Raw genomic sequence first — 16,693 nt, 5'->3', positions numbered from 1 at the left:
CCGGCAACGGGCACTGGGCGAAAAAAAGGCCGGGAGGTATTCCTCCCGGCCTTTTTGCTTGCGTTAAACAGTTCGGCCTAGAAGCACGGCGGCGCGGAGCCGTCCGGGCAAGTCAGCAGGATCATGTCCGGCGGTTCGTTTGGGTTGACTTCTTGGATGGTTTGCACGTTACGCGCCGTGCTCATGTATTCCAGAGGCCCGCCGCCCGTGCGCCAGCGCTCCTGGGCCAGGATCAACACTCGGTTGGCGCGGGAGCTGCCGACTACCGGCCGAATGCGCGTCTGACCGGTGAGCGTCCCTTGCACCGCGGCGTTGAATATCGACCCGTTGTTGTCAGCCACCCCGAAGCGGGTGTCGATGTCTGACAGCTGGACTTCCTTGAAGCAGTTGACCCGAGTGGCGGTGGAGAAGCGCTGCTCGAACTCGTTGTAAATCAGGAACTGCAGAATGGCGGCGCCGAATGTGGGGTCTTGGTTGAGGAAGTCCTCGCTGCAGGGGATGACGACGATATCGGTCGCGACCCGCTCGACCACACTGGCGGCGCCAGTGCCGTCATTATGGGTGCCTACGCCACCAGCGGCGTCCAGCTCATCGAAGCTATCGAAGAAGTGATCGAGCAAGTTGATGCGCGGGCAGGCGTTGTACTCGGGGTCCGGTCCGCCGAGGCGCAGTGTTGCCGGGTCGCCGTCCTGCGCCCCCTCGATGGCCTGAATGCCGACCGCGTTGTATTTACTGGCGTCGACTCCCCCGACGTCAGTGGTCGAGACGATGGTCGCCTCGCCCTTGAGGTCGTTGCGATCGATCGGCTGATCCGTGCCGATGTCGACCTGCACGCACTTGAGTTCGCCGATGAAGGGGTTCTCTTCGACTGGCGGCACCTTGGTGTCGCCGTTGCTCTGACCGTCGCGAGAGACCCGCCCGCCGCTAAGGGGCACGTAGGAACCGCTACAATCATCGTTGCTGTAACCGGCGGGGCAGGGATTGGCGAGCCCTTGGCTGGCGCGCCACGACAGCGGCTGGCGCTTGGTCAAAGTGAGTTGGAAGTCACGCTCGTTCCAGCCGGGCACGCAGACACCACCGGTGAGCCCACCGGGATTGCAATCGGCGTTGCTGAGGCAGGTGAGCGGGACAGCCGGTGGGTTTGCGTTGCTGCAATGGGAATTGGCGTTTACGTAGAAGCAGTGTGCCTTCGATAGGAAGGGCGAGGTATTTGTGACCTGTACGATCGTGTCGGTTGCCGGCGTGCCGGCGGTATCGACCTTGATCTTGGGGAACACCAGGATAGCTGCGGCCTGGTCCGTCACCACATCCGCGCGGGCCATTCCGGCTGTCGCCACCATCCCTGCCACGATCCCCAACACCACCCGCCGCCTAAGCCCCTTGTTCGTGCTCATCGCTTGTCTCCTTTTCCTCACCGCTGGACAAAGTCCGTCTGGTCCACTCCCGCTCTCAGCGTCACCGATCACGGTGCAGAGAGGACGATGACATCGGGGGCTTCCGAGGCGGCACGAGAGCCTTCGTGTTGCAGGCTGAATGCGGCCCGCCCAAGGCTGGCTGCGGAATCGGAGCGGGTTTCTTCGGCAATCCCCAGTATGCCACCGGAGCCTGAGGCCGGCGTAATGCGAGCGAAGCCGGTGATGGAGCCGAGAACCCCAGCATTGAACGCGTTGCTGCCCAGAGCATTCAACGGGGAATCCAGCCAGCAGTCCACCGGCACACCGTCGCGCGAGAGGCGCTCTTCAAACTCGTTGGTGATGTCGAAGTTGACGACGGCGCTGCCGCCCTGCACGTTCTCGAAGTCGGCACTGCACGGCACCAGGGTCAAGGTAGTCTCAACCGCGCAATCCGCCGGAGCGGTACACAGCCCGAGGTCCGAGACGACGGGGTCCGGCTCGCCAAAGGCAATGAAGTCGAGCAGGAGGGTGTCGGGGCAAGAGTTGTAATGCAGGCCGGTATCTTTACCGATTTCGTCTAGCCACAATTCGGTTGGGTTTTCGGGTGCTAACTCTCCGCCGCGGATTGCGATGGCGTTGTAGTTGGACACGTCGTAAGTGCTACTGCGCAGGGTCGCCTCACCCTTGAGGTAGTTGGCGCCCAGGGCCGCGTCGCTGTTGTCGACCGTAACGCAGCGCAACTCGCCCTCGAAGCCCAGCGTCACCGGCGGCACCCCACCTGGATCGAGTCCGGCGTTGCCCGAACCCAGCGGGTCCCCGGGATTAACCGGCCGGCCGAGGCTGGCCACCCAGTGCGTCGGCTGCTGGCGGGTTAGGAGAATGGAGAAATCAGTCTCCTGCCACAGCCGCGGATTCAGGGTGGGGTGAAATGGCTGCGTTGGATTCGTCAGCTGAGCGTTGACGTAAAAGCAACGCGCCCGCACCGCGGAATTGAAGGTGTTGGCAACTTGGATGATGGTGTCACGAACCTCACCGGTGGTCGGGTTCGCCTTGTACACCACCTTGGGGAACACGAGAATCGCGCCCGGCTGATCCACGGTGACCCCGGAATTCGTCAGGGGGTCCGCCGCCTTGGCGCGTCCCGCCGTTGTTACTAGGAGCGCCGTCGCCAGCGTTACAGCCAGACCCGCCAGTCGCCGCTTCCCCAATCGAGAACTCATCTTCTTTCTCCTTTCCGTTGCGGAGAAACTAACCGCTCACCCTGAGCCCTGACCACCCAGCCCGCAAGCCGATGCCTGCGAGCGCCTACCGCCACCCCTTCACGCAAGTGGGCGGGAAGCGCCGTTGAGATACTTGAAGCGGTCTATGTTGTCAAGCGGAAAATGGCCGATTATTGCCCAATCGAGCGACGGAAGTCTTCAAAAATACGGCGATTCCGCCCCGGCTGGCGGGGCCGGAGTGCCGGCGCGGGCGTCCTTGACGCTGCGGAATCGCTCTGGTACAGGACGGCACGTTTTTTTGGCACTCCGAATATTTGCCGCGCTCGGCGGTCATATACGGCACACGCGAAACGGGGGAGGTTTGGGATCATGACGGAATCGAGAACGCAACTGCTGTGCGCGGCGGTAGCTCTAGGGCTGATCGCGGGGTGTCAGGCAACTCGGCCAGTGCCGGCGACAGCGCCCGCCGAGCCCGCGGCCCCGGTGGCGGTGTCGTCGCCGCTGACCTACGAACCGGCCCGCCAGGGGTTGCCCAGCGGCAAGATCTTCAAGTCGCAGATCAGCTTCGGCGACATCAATGGCGACGGCAATCCGGACATTGGCTTTGTCACCCGTTTGGCCGATGGCCCGTTCATTTTCGCTGGCGACGGCAAAGGTCACTGGACCGACGCTTCGAACGGACTGCCGCGCGAGACCTTCTGCGGCGGCGGCGTGGAGTTCGCCGACATCAACAACGACGGCAAGACGGACGTAGCCGTTGCCGATCACTGCAAGGGGGTATACGTCTTCCTCGGCGACGGAGCCGGCAATTGGAAGGCCGCCTCATCCGGTTTGCCGACCATCGGATGCGAGGATGTCGCCATCGGTGATTTCGATAAAGACGGCTGCGCCGATCTGGTTGTTATCGCCGCGTCCGAGGAGGGTATTCGCACCTTCCGCGGCGATTGTAAGGGAACGTGGCGGGAACGAACCGAAGGGTTGCCTCAAAACGAGTGGGGTAATGCGCTGGCGGTGGGTGACGTCGACGGCGACGGTAATCTGGATATCGCCGCGGCCTACTCTGCCGGCCCGCGGGTGTGGCTCGGCAACGGCAAAGGGGGCTTCCGCGAAGGCTCAGAAGGTCTGCCGGCTCCCGACGTGCACGGGTTGTACATGTTTGGGATCGCCCTTGGCGACGTGAACGGAGACGGCAAGCTGGACTTGGCCGCTTCCAGTGCGGTGCCGGGGATAGAGGTGTTTCTCTGGGACAACGGCAAGTGGAAAGTGTCGAGCACCGGCTTGATGCCGATGAACGCGCTCGGCGTCGCCTTTGGCGATCTGAACAACGACGGCAAGACCGACCTAGTCGTCGCCGGTAAGACTAATCTGGAGGAAATCGGCGGCGTCTACGGCGTGTTCCCGTTCTTGGGTGACGGCCAGGGCAACTGGAAGCTGGTGGAAACCACTACGCTGCCGCTGACTGGTCGCGAGCGAACCTGGGGTGTCGGCTTGGCCGATGTCGATCGCGACGGCGTCCTCGATATCGGTGTAGCTTTCGGCGACGTGCTTTCGCCGACATACCGCACTGGCGGCAAGAAAGACGCAGCCAAGAAGGCGGGCGACCAGAAAGCCGACACCAAGTTCGACCCGAAAGCCAAGCTCGACCCCAAGTCCCAAGGGCCAGAGCGTGGCCGCTTCGGCTCCATCGAGGTCTGGCGCGGGCGCATCAGCCGTTGAGTACGCTGCGCGCCGGCGCTATCGCTGCCGTCCGCGCGCTCACAGTAGTCGTCTGTATTCTGTAATTCGGCAGGCGCCGGCCGCGTTGCTTCAGCGCCACGTTGTGGGATGATGGCCCCCGTGGGGCGACTGCGGGGTTATCTGTGGCGCTACCGGCGGCGATACCTCGCCGGTGGTGCCTGCTTGCTCGTCACTGCCTCGCTGGCGATGAGCGTCCCCTACCTGCTCAAGCAGGCGATCGACGCCGTCGAGCAGGGGCAACCCTACCGCAACGTACTGGTCTTCGCGGCTGCGATCATCGCGATTGCGCTGGTCCAGGGGCTGGTGCGCACCTGCTCGCGGGTACTCATCTTCAATGCCGGCCGCGACGTCGAGTACGACCTGCGCAATGATCTCTTCGCGCACCTGCAGCGGCTGCCGCAGTCTTACTATCACGCGCAACAGACCGGCGACCTCATGTCCCGGCTGGTCAACGACGTCACCGCGGTGCGGCTGCTGCTAGGCCCGGCCATTCTCAATCTCGTCAACACTCCAATCTATTACGTTTACGCCGTGTCGATCATGCTGTCGCTCGATGCCACGCTCACGCTCATGGCGCTGTTACCCTATCCGCTGCTGCTCTGGCTGGTGAAGTACTACAGCCGCCAGTTGATGGAAGGGACACTGCACGTGCAGGAGCGGCTGGCGGAGGTGAGCAGCGCGGTGCAGGAGAACTTGAGCGGCATCCACGTGGTGCAGTCATACGTCGCCGAAGCGGCCGAGACGGCTAAGTTCGAGCAGATCAACCGGCGCTTCCTCGCCGACAGTATAGAGCTGGCCAAGGTGCGCGGCCGGATGTTTCCAGCCATGAAGGTGGCCTCCAGCCTCGGCACGTTGGTGGTGCTGTGGTACGGCGGGGCGCACGTGATTAGCGGCCGGCTGAGCCTCGGCGATCTGGTGGCGTTCATCGGCTACTTGGCCTTGCTAGCGTGGCCGACCATGGCGCTGGGCTGGATGCTGTCGGTGCTCCAGCGTGGCCGCGCCGCATTACAGCGGCTCGAACACATCTTCGCGGCTGTGCCCGAGATCCGCGATGCCCCCGATGCTGCGCCGCTACCGCTCGTGCGCGGCCGCATCGAGTTCCGCAACGTCGATTTCGCTTACCACACGCCGCACAACGGCCATCAGGTGCTCGACAACATCAGCTTTACCGTCGAGCCGGGACAGCAGCTCGCTTTGGTCGGCCGCACCGGCAGCGGCAAATCGACCATCGCCCGGTTGTTGCCACGCCTGGCCGATGTCAGCGCCGGCGCCATCCTGCTCGATGGCCGCGATATCCGCACACTGCCGCTGCAGCAGCTGCGCCGCAGCATCGCCTTTGTGCCGCAAGACCCTTTCTTGTTTTCCGACACCATTGCCGACAACGTCGGCTTCGTGCTCGACCCGGTTGATCAGGCCGCCGTCGAGCGAGCGGCACAGGCGGCGGGTATCGCCGACGAGATCGCCGCCTTTCGTTACGGCTACGACACCATCATCGGCGAGCGCGGCATCACGCTCTCCGGCGGCCAGCGCCAGCGCCTGACGCTGGCCCGCGCCATCGCTGCCGCCCCGCAGGTCCTCGTGCTCGACGACGCGCTCGCTAGCGTCGACACCCGCACCGAGCGGCGCATCCTACGGGCGCTGCGCGAGATCTTGCACGGCCGCACCAGCATCGTGATCGCTCACCGCATCTCCACCATTCAGGACGCCGACATGATCGCAGTCGTCGACGACGGCCGCATCGTCGAGGTCGGCGACCACAACGCGCTGCTGGCGCGCGCCGGCTTTTACGCCGATCTCTACCGCCAGCAGAGCCTGGAAGAGGAGCTGGCCGAGCTGTGAGCACACCGCCAGTGACAACGGCCGGCACCGCCGCCGGTCCTTCGTTGCATCAGGAAGCCGCGCTCGGCAAGGCCTACGACGCCCGGCTGATGCTCCGGCTGTGGGCCTACATCCGGCCCTACCGCCGCCTGTTCTTCTTGGCGCTGGCCTCGCTGCCGCTAACCTCGCTGTTCGCCTTGACCCAACCCTACATCCTGAAACTCGCCATCGATCGCTACGTCGCCGCTCGCGACCTCAGCGGTCTCGGCCATATGGGGCTGCTCTATGCCGGCAGCTTGGCCGGTGAGTTCGTCTGCCTGTACGTGCAGTACTACCTGACCATGGTGGTGGCGCAGAAAAGCCTGGCCGACTTGCGCCACGACTTGTTCGCGCATGTGCAAACCCTGCCGGCGTCGTTCTTCGACCGCAACCCGGTCGGCCGCACCGTTACCCGGCTCACCGGTGACGTCGATGTGATCAGCGAGATGTTCGCCGCCGGGGCGATGACGATCCTGATGGATGTGGTCACGCTGCTGGGAATCGTCGCCATCATGCTGGCGATCGAATGGCGCCTGGCCTTGGTAACACTGGCGCTGTTGCCGGTGATGGTGTTGGCCATCAACTTCTTCCGCCTCAAAGCGCGCGAGAGCTACCGCGCCATCCGCGAACGCATCGCGCGCCTCAACGCCTACCTGCAGGAGGCCATCTCGGGCGTGAGCGTCATTCAACTGTTCGCCCAGGAGGCCAAGACTTATCGCCGCTTCGAGGGTCTCAACGACGCCCACCGCTTGGCCAATCACTGGGCCAATATCTACGAGGCGGCCCTGTTCTCGCTGGTCGAAGCGGTCTGCGCGATCTCCTTCGCGCTCATCGTCTGGTACGGCGGCGGCGAAATCCTGGCCGGCGCCTTGGCGTTTGGTACCCTGGTCGCCTTTATCGAGTATGTGCAGAAGTTCTTCGTTCCGATCCGCGATTTCTCGACCAAGTATGCGGTGATGCAATCGGCCATGGCTTCGGCCGAGCGCGTCTTTCAATTGCTCGACACCCCCGCCCTGATTGCCAGCCCACCGGCGGCTAAGCGGCCGGCGGCCACCCGCGGCCGGATCGAGTTCGATCACGTGTGGTTCGCCTACAAACAAGAGGACTGGGTGCTGAAGGACGTTTCCTTCGTGATCGAACCGGGCGAGAAGATCGCCATCGTCGGCGCCACCGGCGCCGGCAAGACCTCGGTCATCAAGCTGCTCAATCGCACCTACGATGCTAACCGTGGCCGAGTGCTGGTCGATGGCAGTGATGTGCGCCAGTGGGATCTGCACGCCTTGCGGGCGCGCATCGGCGTAGTATTGCAGGACGTCTTCCTGTTCTCCGGCACCATCGCCGACAACCTCACCTTGGGCCGGCCGGAGATCTCCCCCGCCGTCGTCGAGCGGGCGGCGACGCTGGTCAACGCCCACCACTTCATCGAGCGGCTGCCCGAGCGCTACCACGCACAGCTGCGCGAACGTGGCAGCAACCTCTCCACCGGCCAGCGCCAGCTGCTGGCGTTTGCCCGCGCCCTGGCGCGCGATCCGCCGATTCTTGTGCTCGACGAAGCGACCGCCAGTGTCGATACCGAAACCGAGTTGCTGATCCAGGACGCGCTCGCCGTGCTCATGCGCCAGCGCACCGCGGTGGTGATCGCTCACCGGCTCTCCACCATCGAGCACAGCGACCGCATTCTGGTGATGCATCACGGCCAGTTACGCGAGTGCGGCACGCACGCCCAGCTCCTGACCGCCCGCGGCTTGTACTACCGGTTGCATCAGTTGCAGTACCGTCCGGTTGCCGCCCCGGCGCCGGCGGCGGAGGTGGGCAGCGGTGCGGCGAAGTGAGCGCTGGCGCCGGCTGGCCGCGGCCGCCGCTTGGGCGGTAGCGCTGGCCGCCGGCGGCTGCTTGCTCGCCGGCTGCTCGCCGCTGTACGTGCTGCGCGCGGGTTACGAGGAAGCACGCATCCTGTGGCGCCGGCAACCGATCGAGGAGTTACTGGCAGACCCGCTGCTTGACGCCGACACCAAGAGCAAGCTGGCGCTAGCGCTCGATGCCCGCGCTTTTGCCCGCGACCGACTCGGGCTGCGGGCCGCCGGCAGCTTCAGCAGCTTCGCGCGGGTGGACGCCGATCAGGTGGTGCACGTGGTGCTGGCGGCTTATCGCGAGCGGCTGGAGCTGGTTACCTGGTGGTTTCCGATCGTGGGTCGGGTGCCGTACCGCGGCTTTTTTGACCAGGCCGAGGCGCACGCCGCGGCGGCGGAGCTGGAAGCCGAGGGCTACGATACCGTGGTGCAGCCGTCGGTAGCCTTTAGCACCCTCGGCTGGTTCGATGATCCGTTGCTGTCGAATTTGTTGCGCCTCGATCGGGTGAGCCTGGCAGCGGTGATCATGCACGAGCTGACCCACAACACCCGCTACCTGCCCGGCCACGGCGCCTTTAACGAGTCGTTCGCTAACTTCGTTGGTTACAGCGGCACGGTGGCGTTTTTCACCGCGCGGGGCGAGAGCGACAACGCCGCGCGCGCCGAACAGCTGTGGCAGGACGCGCTGGCGTTCTCGGCATTTCTTGGCCGGCTGACCGCCAGCATGCGCGCAGCCTACGCCAGCGGCATCGATGACAGCGAGCGGCGGCGGCGGCTCAGCCGCGGCCAGACCGAGTTTCGCGCCTTGCCCCTGCAAACCAATCTCTATGCCGACTTCGCTCGCGCTCCACTCAATAACGCCAGCCTGCTGCACTATGCGATGTACAACGAGCGGCTGGAGCTGTTCGCTGCCATGCAGGCACGCGCTCGTGGCAACCTGGCTGCTGCGATTGCCCAGGTGTTGCAAGTCGCCGCCGGCGCCGCCGATCCCTACGCCGCACTGGCCGCGCACCTGGGCAGCAATTGAGCCGACCCGCCTGCCGGGGGGCTGCGGGCGGGCTGCGGGCACCGGCTGGTCGCGGCCATTGCTCTGCGCTGAGCGGCGGATTACAGTTGCCGCCGTATGGACAAGGTGTTGGTTACGGGCGTCGCCGGCGGGCAGGGGAATTTGGTGGCCCGCCGCCTGGCTCGTGCCTACGAGATCGTCGGCGCCGACCGCACTCCCTGGAAGGAGCGCCCGCGCGAGCTGCGCTTCTACCAGCTCGACTTGCGCAAACGGCGCTTCGAGGACGTGGTGCGCCGCGAGCGCCCGCACGCGATCGCGCACCTGGCCTTCATTCGCCACTTCGAGGAGGCCCCGGCGGTTCGGCACCAGGTCAACCTGGCCGGTACCAAACGCGTGCTCGAGTGTTGCGTCACTTACGGCGTGAAACAATTAGTGGTTTTTTCCAGCGCCTACGTCTACGGAGCGCTGCCCGAGAACCCCTACTACATGGACGAGGGCTATCCGCTCAACGGCAGCCGCACCTATCCCGACGTGCGCGATCTGGTGGAGGTCGACACCCTCGCCAGCGCCTACCTGTGGCAGTACCCGGAGATCGCGGTCACGATTATTCGACCTGTAAATGTGCTCGGCTACTCCGTACACAGTGCGATCGGCCGCTATTTGCAACTGGAATACGTGCCGACGGCGATGGGCTTCAACCCCATGATGCAGTTCATCCACGAGCAGGACGTTGCCGAGGCCATCGCGCTGGCCATTGAGCGGCGTGCGCGCGGAGTGTTCAACTTGACCGGGCCGGGGGCGGTGCCGCTCAAAGTGGCGATCGCGGAAACCGGTGGGACGGCGGTGCCGCTGCCGGAAGTGCTGGCGCGGCCGGCCGTGAGAACCATGTTTCGCCTGGGCCTCTATCCCTTTCCCCCCGGGGCGATCGATTTCGTCAAGTACCCGTGCACGCTCGACGGCAGCCGCTTTGCCGCCGCCACCGGCTTTAAGCCCCGCTTCGGGCTCGAGGAGATCTTCGCCAGCCTGCGCAGTTAGGCGCGTAGCCGAGCGACGACCACCGCCGGAAACCCAACGGGATGATTCTGCGCAAGGAGTGATGTGTATGGCTGCGCGCGTTGCCTCACTGGACAACCACCGCCGGCAGACGGGCCGGCGCGCCAAGACCGGCGACCAGCAGGGGCCAGCGGCCAAGGCTCGCGTCGCCCGCCGGCCCACCGCGGCGCCGGACGGGCTCGAACGTCTGGTGGAGTTCGTGCACCAGCTCGGCAACGCCGTCAATCCTGATGTCATCGCCCGTCTCAACGACGAGATCGCGCACCGCATGCACAAGGTGCCGGTGCGGTTGAATCGCTACGGCTACGACCCCTGGGGCTTTCACGTCGACAGCGCCCGGCGCGCGCTGCAGGTTACGGCGCTGTTCTACCGCTACTACTTCCGCGCCGAGGCCAGCGGTATCGAACACCTGCCGCCCGGGCGCGTGCTGCTCATCGCCAACCACGCCGGCCAGATAGCTATCGACGGCACGATGATCGCCACCGCCGCCTTCCTCTACGGCGACCCGCCGCGCATCCTGCGCGCCATGGGTGAGTATTGGCTGCCAACCGTCCCGTTTGTCAGCGAGTTGCTCGCCCGCATCGGCTCGGTGGTCGGCACGCCGAAGAACTGCGTTGACCTGCTCAACAACGACGAAGCGGTGTTGGTGTTTCCCGAGGGCGTGCGCGGCATGAATAAACTCTTCAGCCAGCGCTATCAGCTGCAGGAGTTCGGCCTTGGCTTCGTGCGCTTGGCGCTCGAGACCAAAACGCCGATCGTGCCGGTGGCGGTGGTGGGCTCGGAGGAACAAGCCCCGGCGATCGCTAACGTGCGCTGGCTGGCGCGCCTGCTCGGCATGCCCGCCTTCCCGGTCACGCTCACCTGGCCATGGCTCGGGCCGCTCGGTTTGATCCCGCTGCCGGCGAAGTACCGCATCTATTTCGGCAAGCCGATGCGGTTCTCCGGTAACCCTCACGACGAGGACCGCGTCATCCAGCGCCACGTCGACAAGGTGAAGAGCGCGATCCAGAGCATGCTCGAACGCGGCCTGCGCGAGCGCACCGGGGTGTTCTTCTAGCCGGCGGTGCGGTGGCGCCAGCCGTGCGCCTGCGCTAAGCTGCGCCGCGATGTCTGCGACACCGACTGCAGCCTCGGCCGACACCGCCGTTGGCGGCGGCCGCACCGACCTCGGCACCCTCGATTTCGAGCGCGCCCCCTTTCTCGTCATTTGGGAAGTCACCCGCGCCTGCGACCTCGCCTGCGTGCATTGCCGTGCTGAAGCCGTGCCCGCGCGCGACCCGCGCGAGTTGAGCACCGCCGAGGGGTGCCAGCTGCTCGAGCAGGTGGCCGAATTCGGCAGCCCGCTGTTGGTGCTCACCGGCGGCGACCCGATCAAGCGGCCGGACATCTACGACCTCATCAGCTACGGTGACCGCGCCGGCCTGCGCATGACCATGACGCCCTCGGGCACGCCGCTGATGACGCACGCAGTCATCGACCGGCTCAAGGCCGCCGGCCTGGCGCGCATAGCCGTCAGCCTCGACGGCGCGAGCGCGGCCGCTCACGACGCCTTCCGGCGCGTACGCGGCTCCTTCGACTGGTCGCTCGACCTGCTGGGGTACGCCCGCAGCCTCGGCCTGTCGACCCAGGTGAACACCACCGTCACCCGTTTCAACTTCGATGACTTCGACGCCCTGGCCGAGCTGATGACCGGCCTGGGCATTGACCTCTGGAGCGTGTTCTTCCTGGTGCCGACCGGGCGCGGGCGGCCACAGGACGAAATCAGCGCCGAGCAGTACGAGGCGATCTTCGCCAAGATGTTCTCTCTGTCACAAGAAGTGCCGTTCGACATCAAGAGCACGGCCGCGCCGCACTACCGGCGCTTTCTGTTGCAGCGGCGCGCCGGCGCGCGCCGCCAGCGCCGCCCGCTGCCGGCGGTCCGCGGTCTCGGCTTCGCCATCAAGGACGGGCAGTCGCGCGCGCCCAAGAGCGTCAATGACGGCAACGGCTTCGTGTTCATTTCACACACCGGCGAGGTCTTCCCCAGCGGCTTCTTGCCGATTTCGGCCGGCAGCGTGCGCCAGCAGCGCTTGGCGGCGATTTATCGCGACAGCGAGTTGTTTCGCACCTTGCGCGACTACCAGCAGCTCAAGGGCAAGTGCGGCGTCTGTGAGTTCCGCGACGTCTGCGGTGGCTCGCGGGCGCGCGCCTTCAGCATGACGGGAGACTACCTCGAGTCGGATCCTTTCTGCGCTTACGTTCCCGGCCCCTACCGCAAGGCGGTGGCCGCCGGCACCGCCGAGCCGGTGGCGGCCTACTTCGCCCGGCGGCTTGCCGCCCATTGCCAGCCCGACGCCGCCGCGCCATGATGCGGCCGAACGTTCCGGGGGTGGACGGATGCAAGACGAAGTCGAAGCCTACCTGGCCACGCACCGCTCGATGGTGCTGTCCTACGAGTTCCAAGGCGAGGTGCGCGCGGCCACCACTTGCTACGCTTTGGCCGAGCCGCTGAGCGTGTACTTTTTCGTCTTCCGGGACAGCGAGAAGCACCGGGCGATCGCCGCCCGCCCGCAGGTGTCGGTGGTGGTCGACGACGGGTTTCAGATTCCGATGCACGGCGTCGAGTTGCTGGGCGACGCTTCGATTGTCGCCGGGGACGAAACCGTGCTCGGGCAGCATCTGCTGACGCAGAAGTTCCCGCAGCTGGCGGACGTGTGGGCGGACCAGCGACTGCTGATCGCCAAGCTGGAGCCGCAGCGCATCCGTATCATCGACTGGACACAAGGGCTGGGCCACAGCCGCCACGCGGCGGTGCGCCAGCCGGCGTGAGCGTGCGCCCGATGCCGCCGCATCTGACCCACGTCGCGCTGTTCGTGCGCGAGGTGGCCGCCACGGTCGAGTTCTACCGCGACTACGTCGGCTTGCACGTGGTGCATGACCGCACCGATGAGGGCGTGCGGGTGGTTTGGCTGAGCGAGCGCCCGAGCGAACCCGATTTTGTCATCGTCGCCATCGGCATCGCGCCGGCACCGGCGGCACAGCCGGCGCCGTTTGCGCACTTCGGCTACGACCTGCCCTCGCGCGCCGCGGTCGATGCGATGGCCGCCCGAGCCGCCGTCGCCGGGGTGTTGGCGCAGGCGCCGCGCGATGCCGGGCCGATCGTCGGCTACTTCTGCTTGCTGTGCGATCCCGACGGCAACTTGGTCGAGTTCTCCCACGGCCAGCCGATCAATCCGCGGCAAGTTGGCCGGTGAGCGGGCGCCTCACTCGATCAGCACCAAGTCGTCGCGGTGAATGACCTCGTCGGTGGTCTTGTAGCCGAGTGCGGCCTCAATGCCGCTGGAGTGCAGGCCGGCGATCTTCTCCAACTCGGCGGCCGCGTAGTTCACCAGGCCGCGGGCAAACTCGACGCCTTCGGCGTCCAGGCAACGCACGCAGGCGCCGACGCCGAAGTCACCGCGCACCGCGCGCACACCCTTGGGCAGCAGGCTGCGCCCGCGTTGGCTGATGGCGGCCCGTGCGCCCTCGTCGACCACCAGCGTGCCGCGCGGCCTGAGGGTGTACGCGATCCAGTGCTTGCGCCGCGTCAGCCGATCGCCCTGTGCCAGGATCAAAGTGCCGACGCTGGTTTCCGGAGCGACGATGGCGCGCAATACCTGCGGGCGCGTGCCGTTAGCGATCAGCGTAGGGATGCCGGCGCGCGAGGCCTTGATGGCGGCGTTGATCTTCGACGCCATGCCCCCGGTGCCCACCGGGCCGGCCGCATCGCCGGCAAAGTGCAGAACGCCGCCGGCACTCTTTTCCACCAGCTCAATCAAGCGAGCGTCCTGATGCAGGTGCGGATCGCGGGTGTACAGCCCCTCGACGTCGCTGAGAATGATGAGCAAGTCGGCATCCACGAGCGTGGCAATCAGGGCCGAGAGGTTGTCGTTCTCACCCAGCTTGATTTCCTCGACCGCGACGGTGTCGTTCTCGTTCGCCACCGGCACCACGCGCGCCGCCAGTAAGGTTTCAATCGTGCGCCGCGCGTTAAGGTAGCGCTTGCGGTCGGCCAGGTCGTCGCCGGTGAGCAGAATCTGCCCGACCAGCTTGCCCCGCGTGGCGAAGAACTGTTCGTAGGTCGCCATCAGGCTGATCTGACCCACCGCCGCCGCCGCCTGCCGTTCGGGAATAGTCTTCGGCTTGGTCTTCAACCCCATGCGCGCGACGCCGGAGGCGATCGCGCCGGAGCTGACGACGATCAGGTCGAGCGGGCGATCGTGCAGCGCACACAGGTCGGCGACCAGCGCCTCGACCCGACCGCGCTCGATGCGCAGGCCGTCCGACAGCAGACTGCTGCCGATCTTCACCACCACCCGGCGCAGGTTGTTCAGCAGCTTGGCTTTGTGTTGCAGCTGCGAACTCATGGCTGGACGGCTCCGGTCTCGGCGGCTGCCGCCGCGCGCTGGCGTTGAACGTGCTGGCCGGCCAGCTGCATCAACTCGCGCACCCCCGCGCCGGTGGCGGCTGAGATCACATGCAGTTCAATGTTGCGTGCGGCGAAGCGGGCGCGCACCTCGGGCAAGCGCTCGCGGGCTTCGCTAAGATCGATTTTGTTGGCGGTGACGATCTGCGGCTTGGCGGCCAGCTCGGGATCGAAGCACGCCAGCTCGTGGTTGATTACGTCGAAGTCCGCCAGCGGATCGCGGCCGCTCAGTCCGCTGATGTCGAGCAGATGAATCAGCAGCGCCGTGCGCGAGAGGTGGCGCAGGAAACGCAGCCCCAAACCGTGCCCGCTGTGGGCGCCGGCAATTAGCCCCGGCACGTCGGCGAGCACGAAGTTAGCGTCCTCGTTCCAGCGCACCACCCCGAGGTGGGGCACCAGGGTTGTAAACGGGTAATCGGCAACCCGCGGCCGCGCCGCCGACACCGCGCTGATGAGCGTCGACTTGCCGGTGTTGGGATAGCCGACCAGGCCAACGTCGGCGAGCAAGCGCAGCTCCAGCCTCACCGAGCGGCTCTCGCCGGGCTCGCCCGGTTGGGCAAAGCGCGGCGCCTGGCGGGTGGCGGTAGCGAAGTGGGCATTGCCTTGGCCGCCGCGACCGCCTCGGGCCACGATCGCGCGGGCACCGGCCCGATGCAGGTCGGCAAGCAACTCACCGCTGTCGGCGTCGCGCACCAGCGTACCTGGCGGCACGCGCACGATGCGGTCCTCGCCCGCACGACCGTATTGGCACTTGCCGCGGCCATCTTCACCGCGCTCGGCGCGCACTATGGGTTGGAACTTGAAGTCGAGCAGGGTGGTGAGCCCCTCGCGAGCTTCCATGATCACACTGCCGCCGTGCCCCCCGTCGCCGCCGTCAGGGCCGCCTTTGGGACGGTACTTCTCGCGCAGGAAGCTGACGCAACCGCTGCCGCCGTCGCCGGCGTGCACGGTGATTTCAGCTTCGTCGATGAATTTCATCGCTCGGGCTCAGCCAGCGTCAGCGGCTGAATCGTGGTGGGCCGACCGCGCCGCGGGGCGGTCGGAGGGTGGAACTACAGGGGGTAGACGTGGACCTGTTTGCGGTCCTTCCCGACCCGTTCGTACTGAATCAGCCCGTCGATCTTGGCGAAGAGCGTGTAGTCACGGCCCATGCCGACGTTCTTGCCAGGGTGGATGCGGGTGCCCAATTGGCGCACGATGATGTTGCCGGCACGCGCCAGCTCACCGGCGAACATCTTCACCCCACGGCGTTGTCCGTTGCTGTCGCGCCCGTTGCGCGTGCTGCCCTGACCTTTCTTATGCGCCATGGCTTCCTCCCGCTTCGATACCGGTCACCCGCACGCTGGTTTGCAGCTGGCGGTGGCCCTGATGCCGGCGATAGTTCTTGCGCCGCTTCTTCTTGAACACCAAGATCTTCTTGCTCTTGCTCTGCCGCACGATTTCGCCGGTGACTCGCGCCCCCGCTACCAGGGGATTGCCGACCTGCACGTTGCCCCCGCCGGAGGCCATCAGCACCTCGCCGAACTCGACCGGGCTGCCGGCGTCACCGCTCAGCTTCTCGACTTGGATAACGTCGCCCGGGGTTACGCGATACTGCTTGCCGCCGGTGCGGATGATGGCATAGTTCATTGAGTTCTCCACCGCTTACAGGAACGAGAATACCTACTGAACGCACCCAACCTTGTCAACCAGGCCAACCAGCCCTGGGAGCGGAGCCCGGGGGAGGTCGGTGGGAGCCCCTGCTGCCCCTCGACGCCGCGCAAGCGGCCGAGCCCGTCGTACGTGAACGTGGCGGTGTTGTCCATGGCGTTGTTGGCCCCCTTGGGGCCGGTGTCGCTCAAGTGCTTAAGCAAGCCGTTGTGCTGATACTGGTCGTAGTTGAGGCTCAACCAGGTGTTGCTCGCGCCGGCGCTGAGGATCTGGGTGAGGCGGAAGTTCGCCGCTGGCATCCGATAGCTCCACTTCCGTGCGCGCCGCTGCCGGTGACGGCGCCAACAGCGCCGCGCGGTTGATCTGTGTCCTTCCGGTGAGCATGCATGCGCGCTGACGTCGCGTTCGACTAACCTCCCCGGCCATCTCGACGAGAGGAGAATTGTCGAATGGCAAGGGAGAACAGCGCAACGCAGGGACTG

General features: G+C 65.9%; 16 protein-coding genes. 9 read left to right on the top strand and 7 right to left on the bottom strand.

What is annotated here, in order from left to right; translation table 11 throughout:
* Positions 1-77: 77 nt before the first annotated feature.
* Both HY699_07125 and HY699_07120 read right to left on the bottom strand, forming a co-directional pair.
* Positions 78-1,394, bottom strand: coding sequence for a hypothetical protein (locus HY699_07125; protein MBI4515571.1), 1,317 nt, complete (start codon positions 1,392-1,394; stop codon positions 78-80).
* 68 nt (positions 1,395-1,462) lie between these two features.
* Positions 1,463-2,614, bottom strand: coding sequence for a hypothetical protein (locus HY699_07120; GenBank protein MBI4515570.1), 1,152 nt, complete (start codon positions 2,612-2,614; stop codon positions 1,463-1,465).
* A gap of 369 nt (positions 2,615-2,983) precedes the next feature.
* Between HY699_07120 and HY699_07115 the strand changes: the two genes are divergently transcribed.
* From HY699_07115 to HY699_07075, 9 genes are all read left to right on the top strand, one after another.
* Positions 2,984-4,330 (top strand): VCBS repeat-containing protein, encoded by a 1,347-nt coding sequence (locus tag HY699_07115; protein ID MBI4515569.1) that lies wholly within the window; start codon positions 2,984-2,986, stop codon positions 4,328-4,330.
* Positions 4,331-4,450: 120 nt separating this feature from the next.
* Entirely contained in the window at positions 4,451-6,190 is a 1,740-nt protein-coding gene (locus HY699_07110; protein ID MBI4515568.1) for an ABC transporter ATP-binding protein, read from the top strand.
* A gap of 89 nt (positions 6,191-6,279) precedes the next feature.
* On the top strand, positions 6,280-8,040 hold the full coding sequence (locus HY699_07105) for an ABC transporter ATP-binding protein (GenBank protein MBI4515567.1): 1,761 nt from the start codon (positions 6,280-6,282) through the stop codon (positions 8,038-8,040).
* Positions 8,027-9,085: an aminopeptidase gene (locus HY699_07100; GenBank protein ID MBI4515566.1), complete on the top strand. Its 1,059-nt coding sequence runs from the start codon at positions 8,027-8,029 to the stop codon at positions 9,083-9,085. Before HY699_07105 ends, HY699_07100 begins: the two co-directional genes overlap by 14 nt.
* 96 nt (positions 9,086-9,181) lie before the next feature.
* Entirely contained in the window at positions 9,182-10,099 is a 918-nt protein-coding gene (locus tag HY699_07095) for an NAD-dependent epimerase/dehydratase family protein (GenBank protein ID MBI4515565.1), read from the top strand.
* Positions 10,100-10,166: 67 nt separating this feature from the next.
* Positions 10,167-11,174, top strand: a complete 1,008-nt coding sequence (locus tag HY699_07090; GenBank protein MBI4515564.1) for an acyltransferase family protein — start codon at positions 10,167-10,169, stop codon at positions 11,172-11,174.
* Between the two features lie 49 nt (positions 11,175-11,223).
* Positions 11,224-12,465 (top strand): TIGR04053 family radical SAM/SPASM domain-containing protein, encoded by a 1,242-nt coding sequence (locus HY699_07085; GenBank protein MBI4515563.1) that lies wholly within the window; start codon positions 11,224-11,226, stop codon positions 12,463-12,465.
* A 28-nt stretch (positions 12,466-12,493) separates the two neighbouring features.
* Positions 12,494-12,925: a pyridoxamine 5'-phosphate oxidase family protein gene (locus HY699_07080; GenBank protein MBI4515562.1), complete on the top strand. Its 432-nt coding sequence runs from the start codon at positions 12,494-12,496 to the stop codon at positions 12,923-12,925.
* An 11-nt stretch (positions 12,926-12,936) separates the two neighbouring features.
* Positions 12,937-13,350: a VOC family protein gene (locus tag HY699_07075; GenBank protein ID MBI4515561.1), complete on the top strand. Its 414-nt coding sequence runs from the start codon at positions 12,937-12,939 to the stop codon at positions 13,348-13,350.
* A 9-nt stretch (positions 13,351-13,359) separates the two neighbouring features.
* On the opposite strand, the gene proB is transcribed toward HY699_07075, so the two are convergent.
* The 5 genes from proB to HY699_07050 form a co-directional block, all read right to left on the bottom strand.
* Positions 13,360-14,502 carry a glutamate 5-kinase gene (proB, locus tag HY699_07070; GenBank protein MBI4515560.1) on the bottom strand — a complete coding sequence of 381 codons (1,143 nt, stop codon included), beginning with the start codon at positions 14,500-14,502 and terminating at the stop codon, positions 13,360-13,362.
* Positions 14,499-15,539, bottom strand: a complete 1,041-nt coding sequence (gene obgE / locus HY699_07065; protein ID MBI4515559.1) for a GTPase ObgE — start codon at positions 15,537-15,539, stop codon at positions 14,499-14,501. The genes proB and obgE overlap by 4 nt, the downstream gene beginning before the upstream one ends.
* 74 nt (positions 15,540-15,613) lie before the next feature.
* Positions 15,614-15,868: a 50S ribosomal protein L27 gene (gene rpmA / locus HY699_07060; protein MBI4515558.1), complete on the bottom strand. Its 255-nt coding sequence runs from the start codon at positions 15,866-15,868 to the stop codon at positions 15,614-15,616.
* Entirely contained in the window at positions 15,858-16,190 is a 333-nt protein-coding gene (gene rplU / locus HY699_07055) for a 50S ribosomal protein L21 (GenBank protein MBI4515557.1), read from the bottom strand. Before rplU ends, rpmA begins: the two co-directional genes overlap by 11 nt.
* Entirely contained in the window at positions 16,187-16,510 is a 324-nt protein-coding gene (locus tag HY699_07050; protein MBI4515556.1) for a hypothetical protein, read from the bottom strand. The genes rplU and HY699_07050 overlap by 4 nt, the downstream gene beginning before the upstream one ends.
* Between the last annotated feature and the right edge of the window lie 183 nt (positions 16,511-16,693).

This window comes from Deltaproteobacteria bacterium, from assembly GCA_016210005.1.
In the GTDB taxonomy this organism is placed as follows: domain Bacteria; phylum Desulfobacterota; class Binatia; order HRBIN30; family JACQVA1; genus JACQVA1.
Note: the sequence above shows the minus strand (reverse complement) of the source record. Positions and strands in the feature narration are given on the sequence as shown.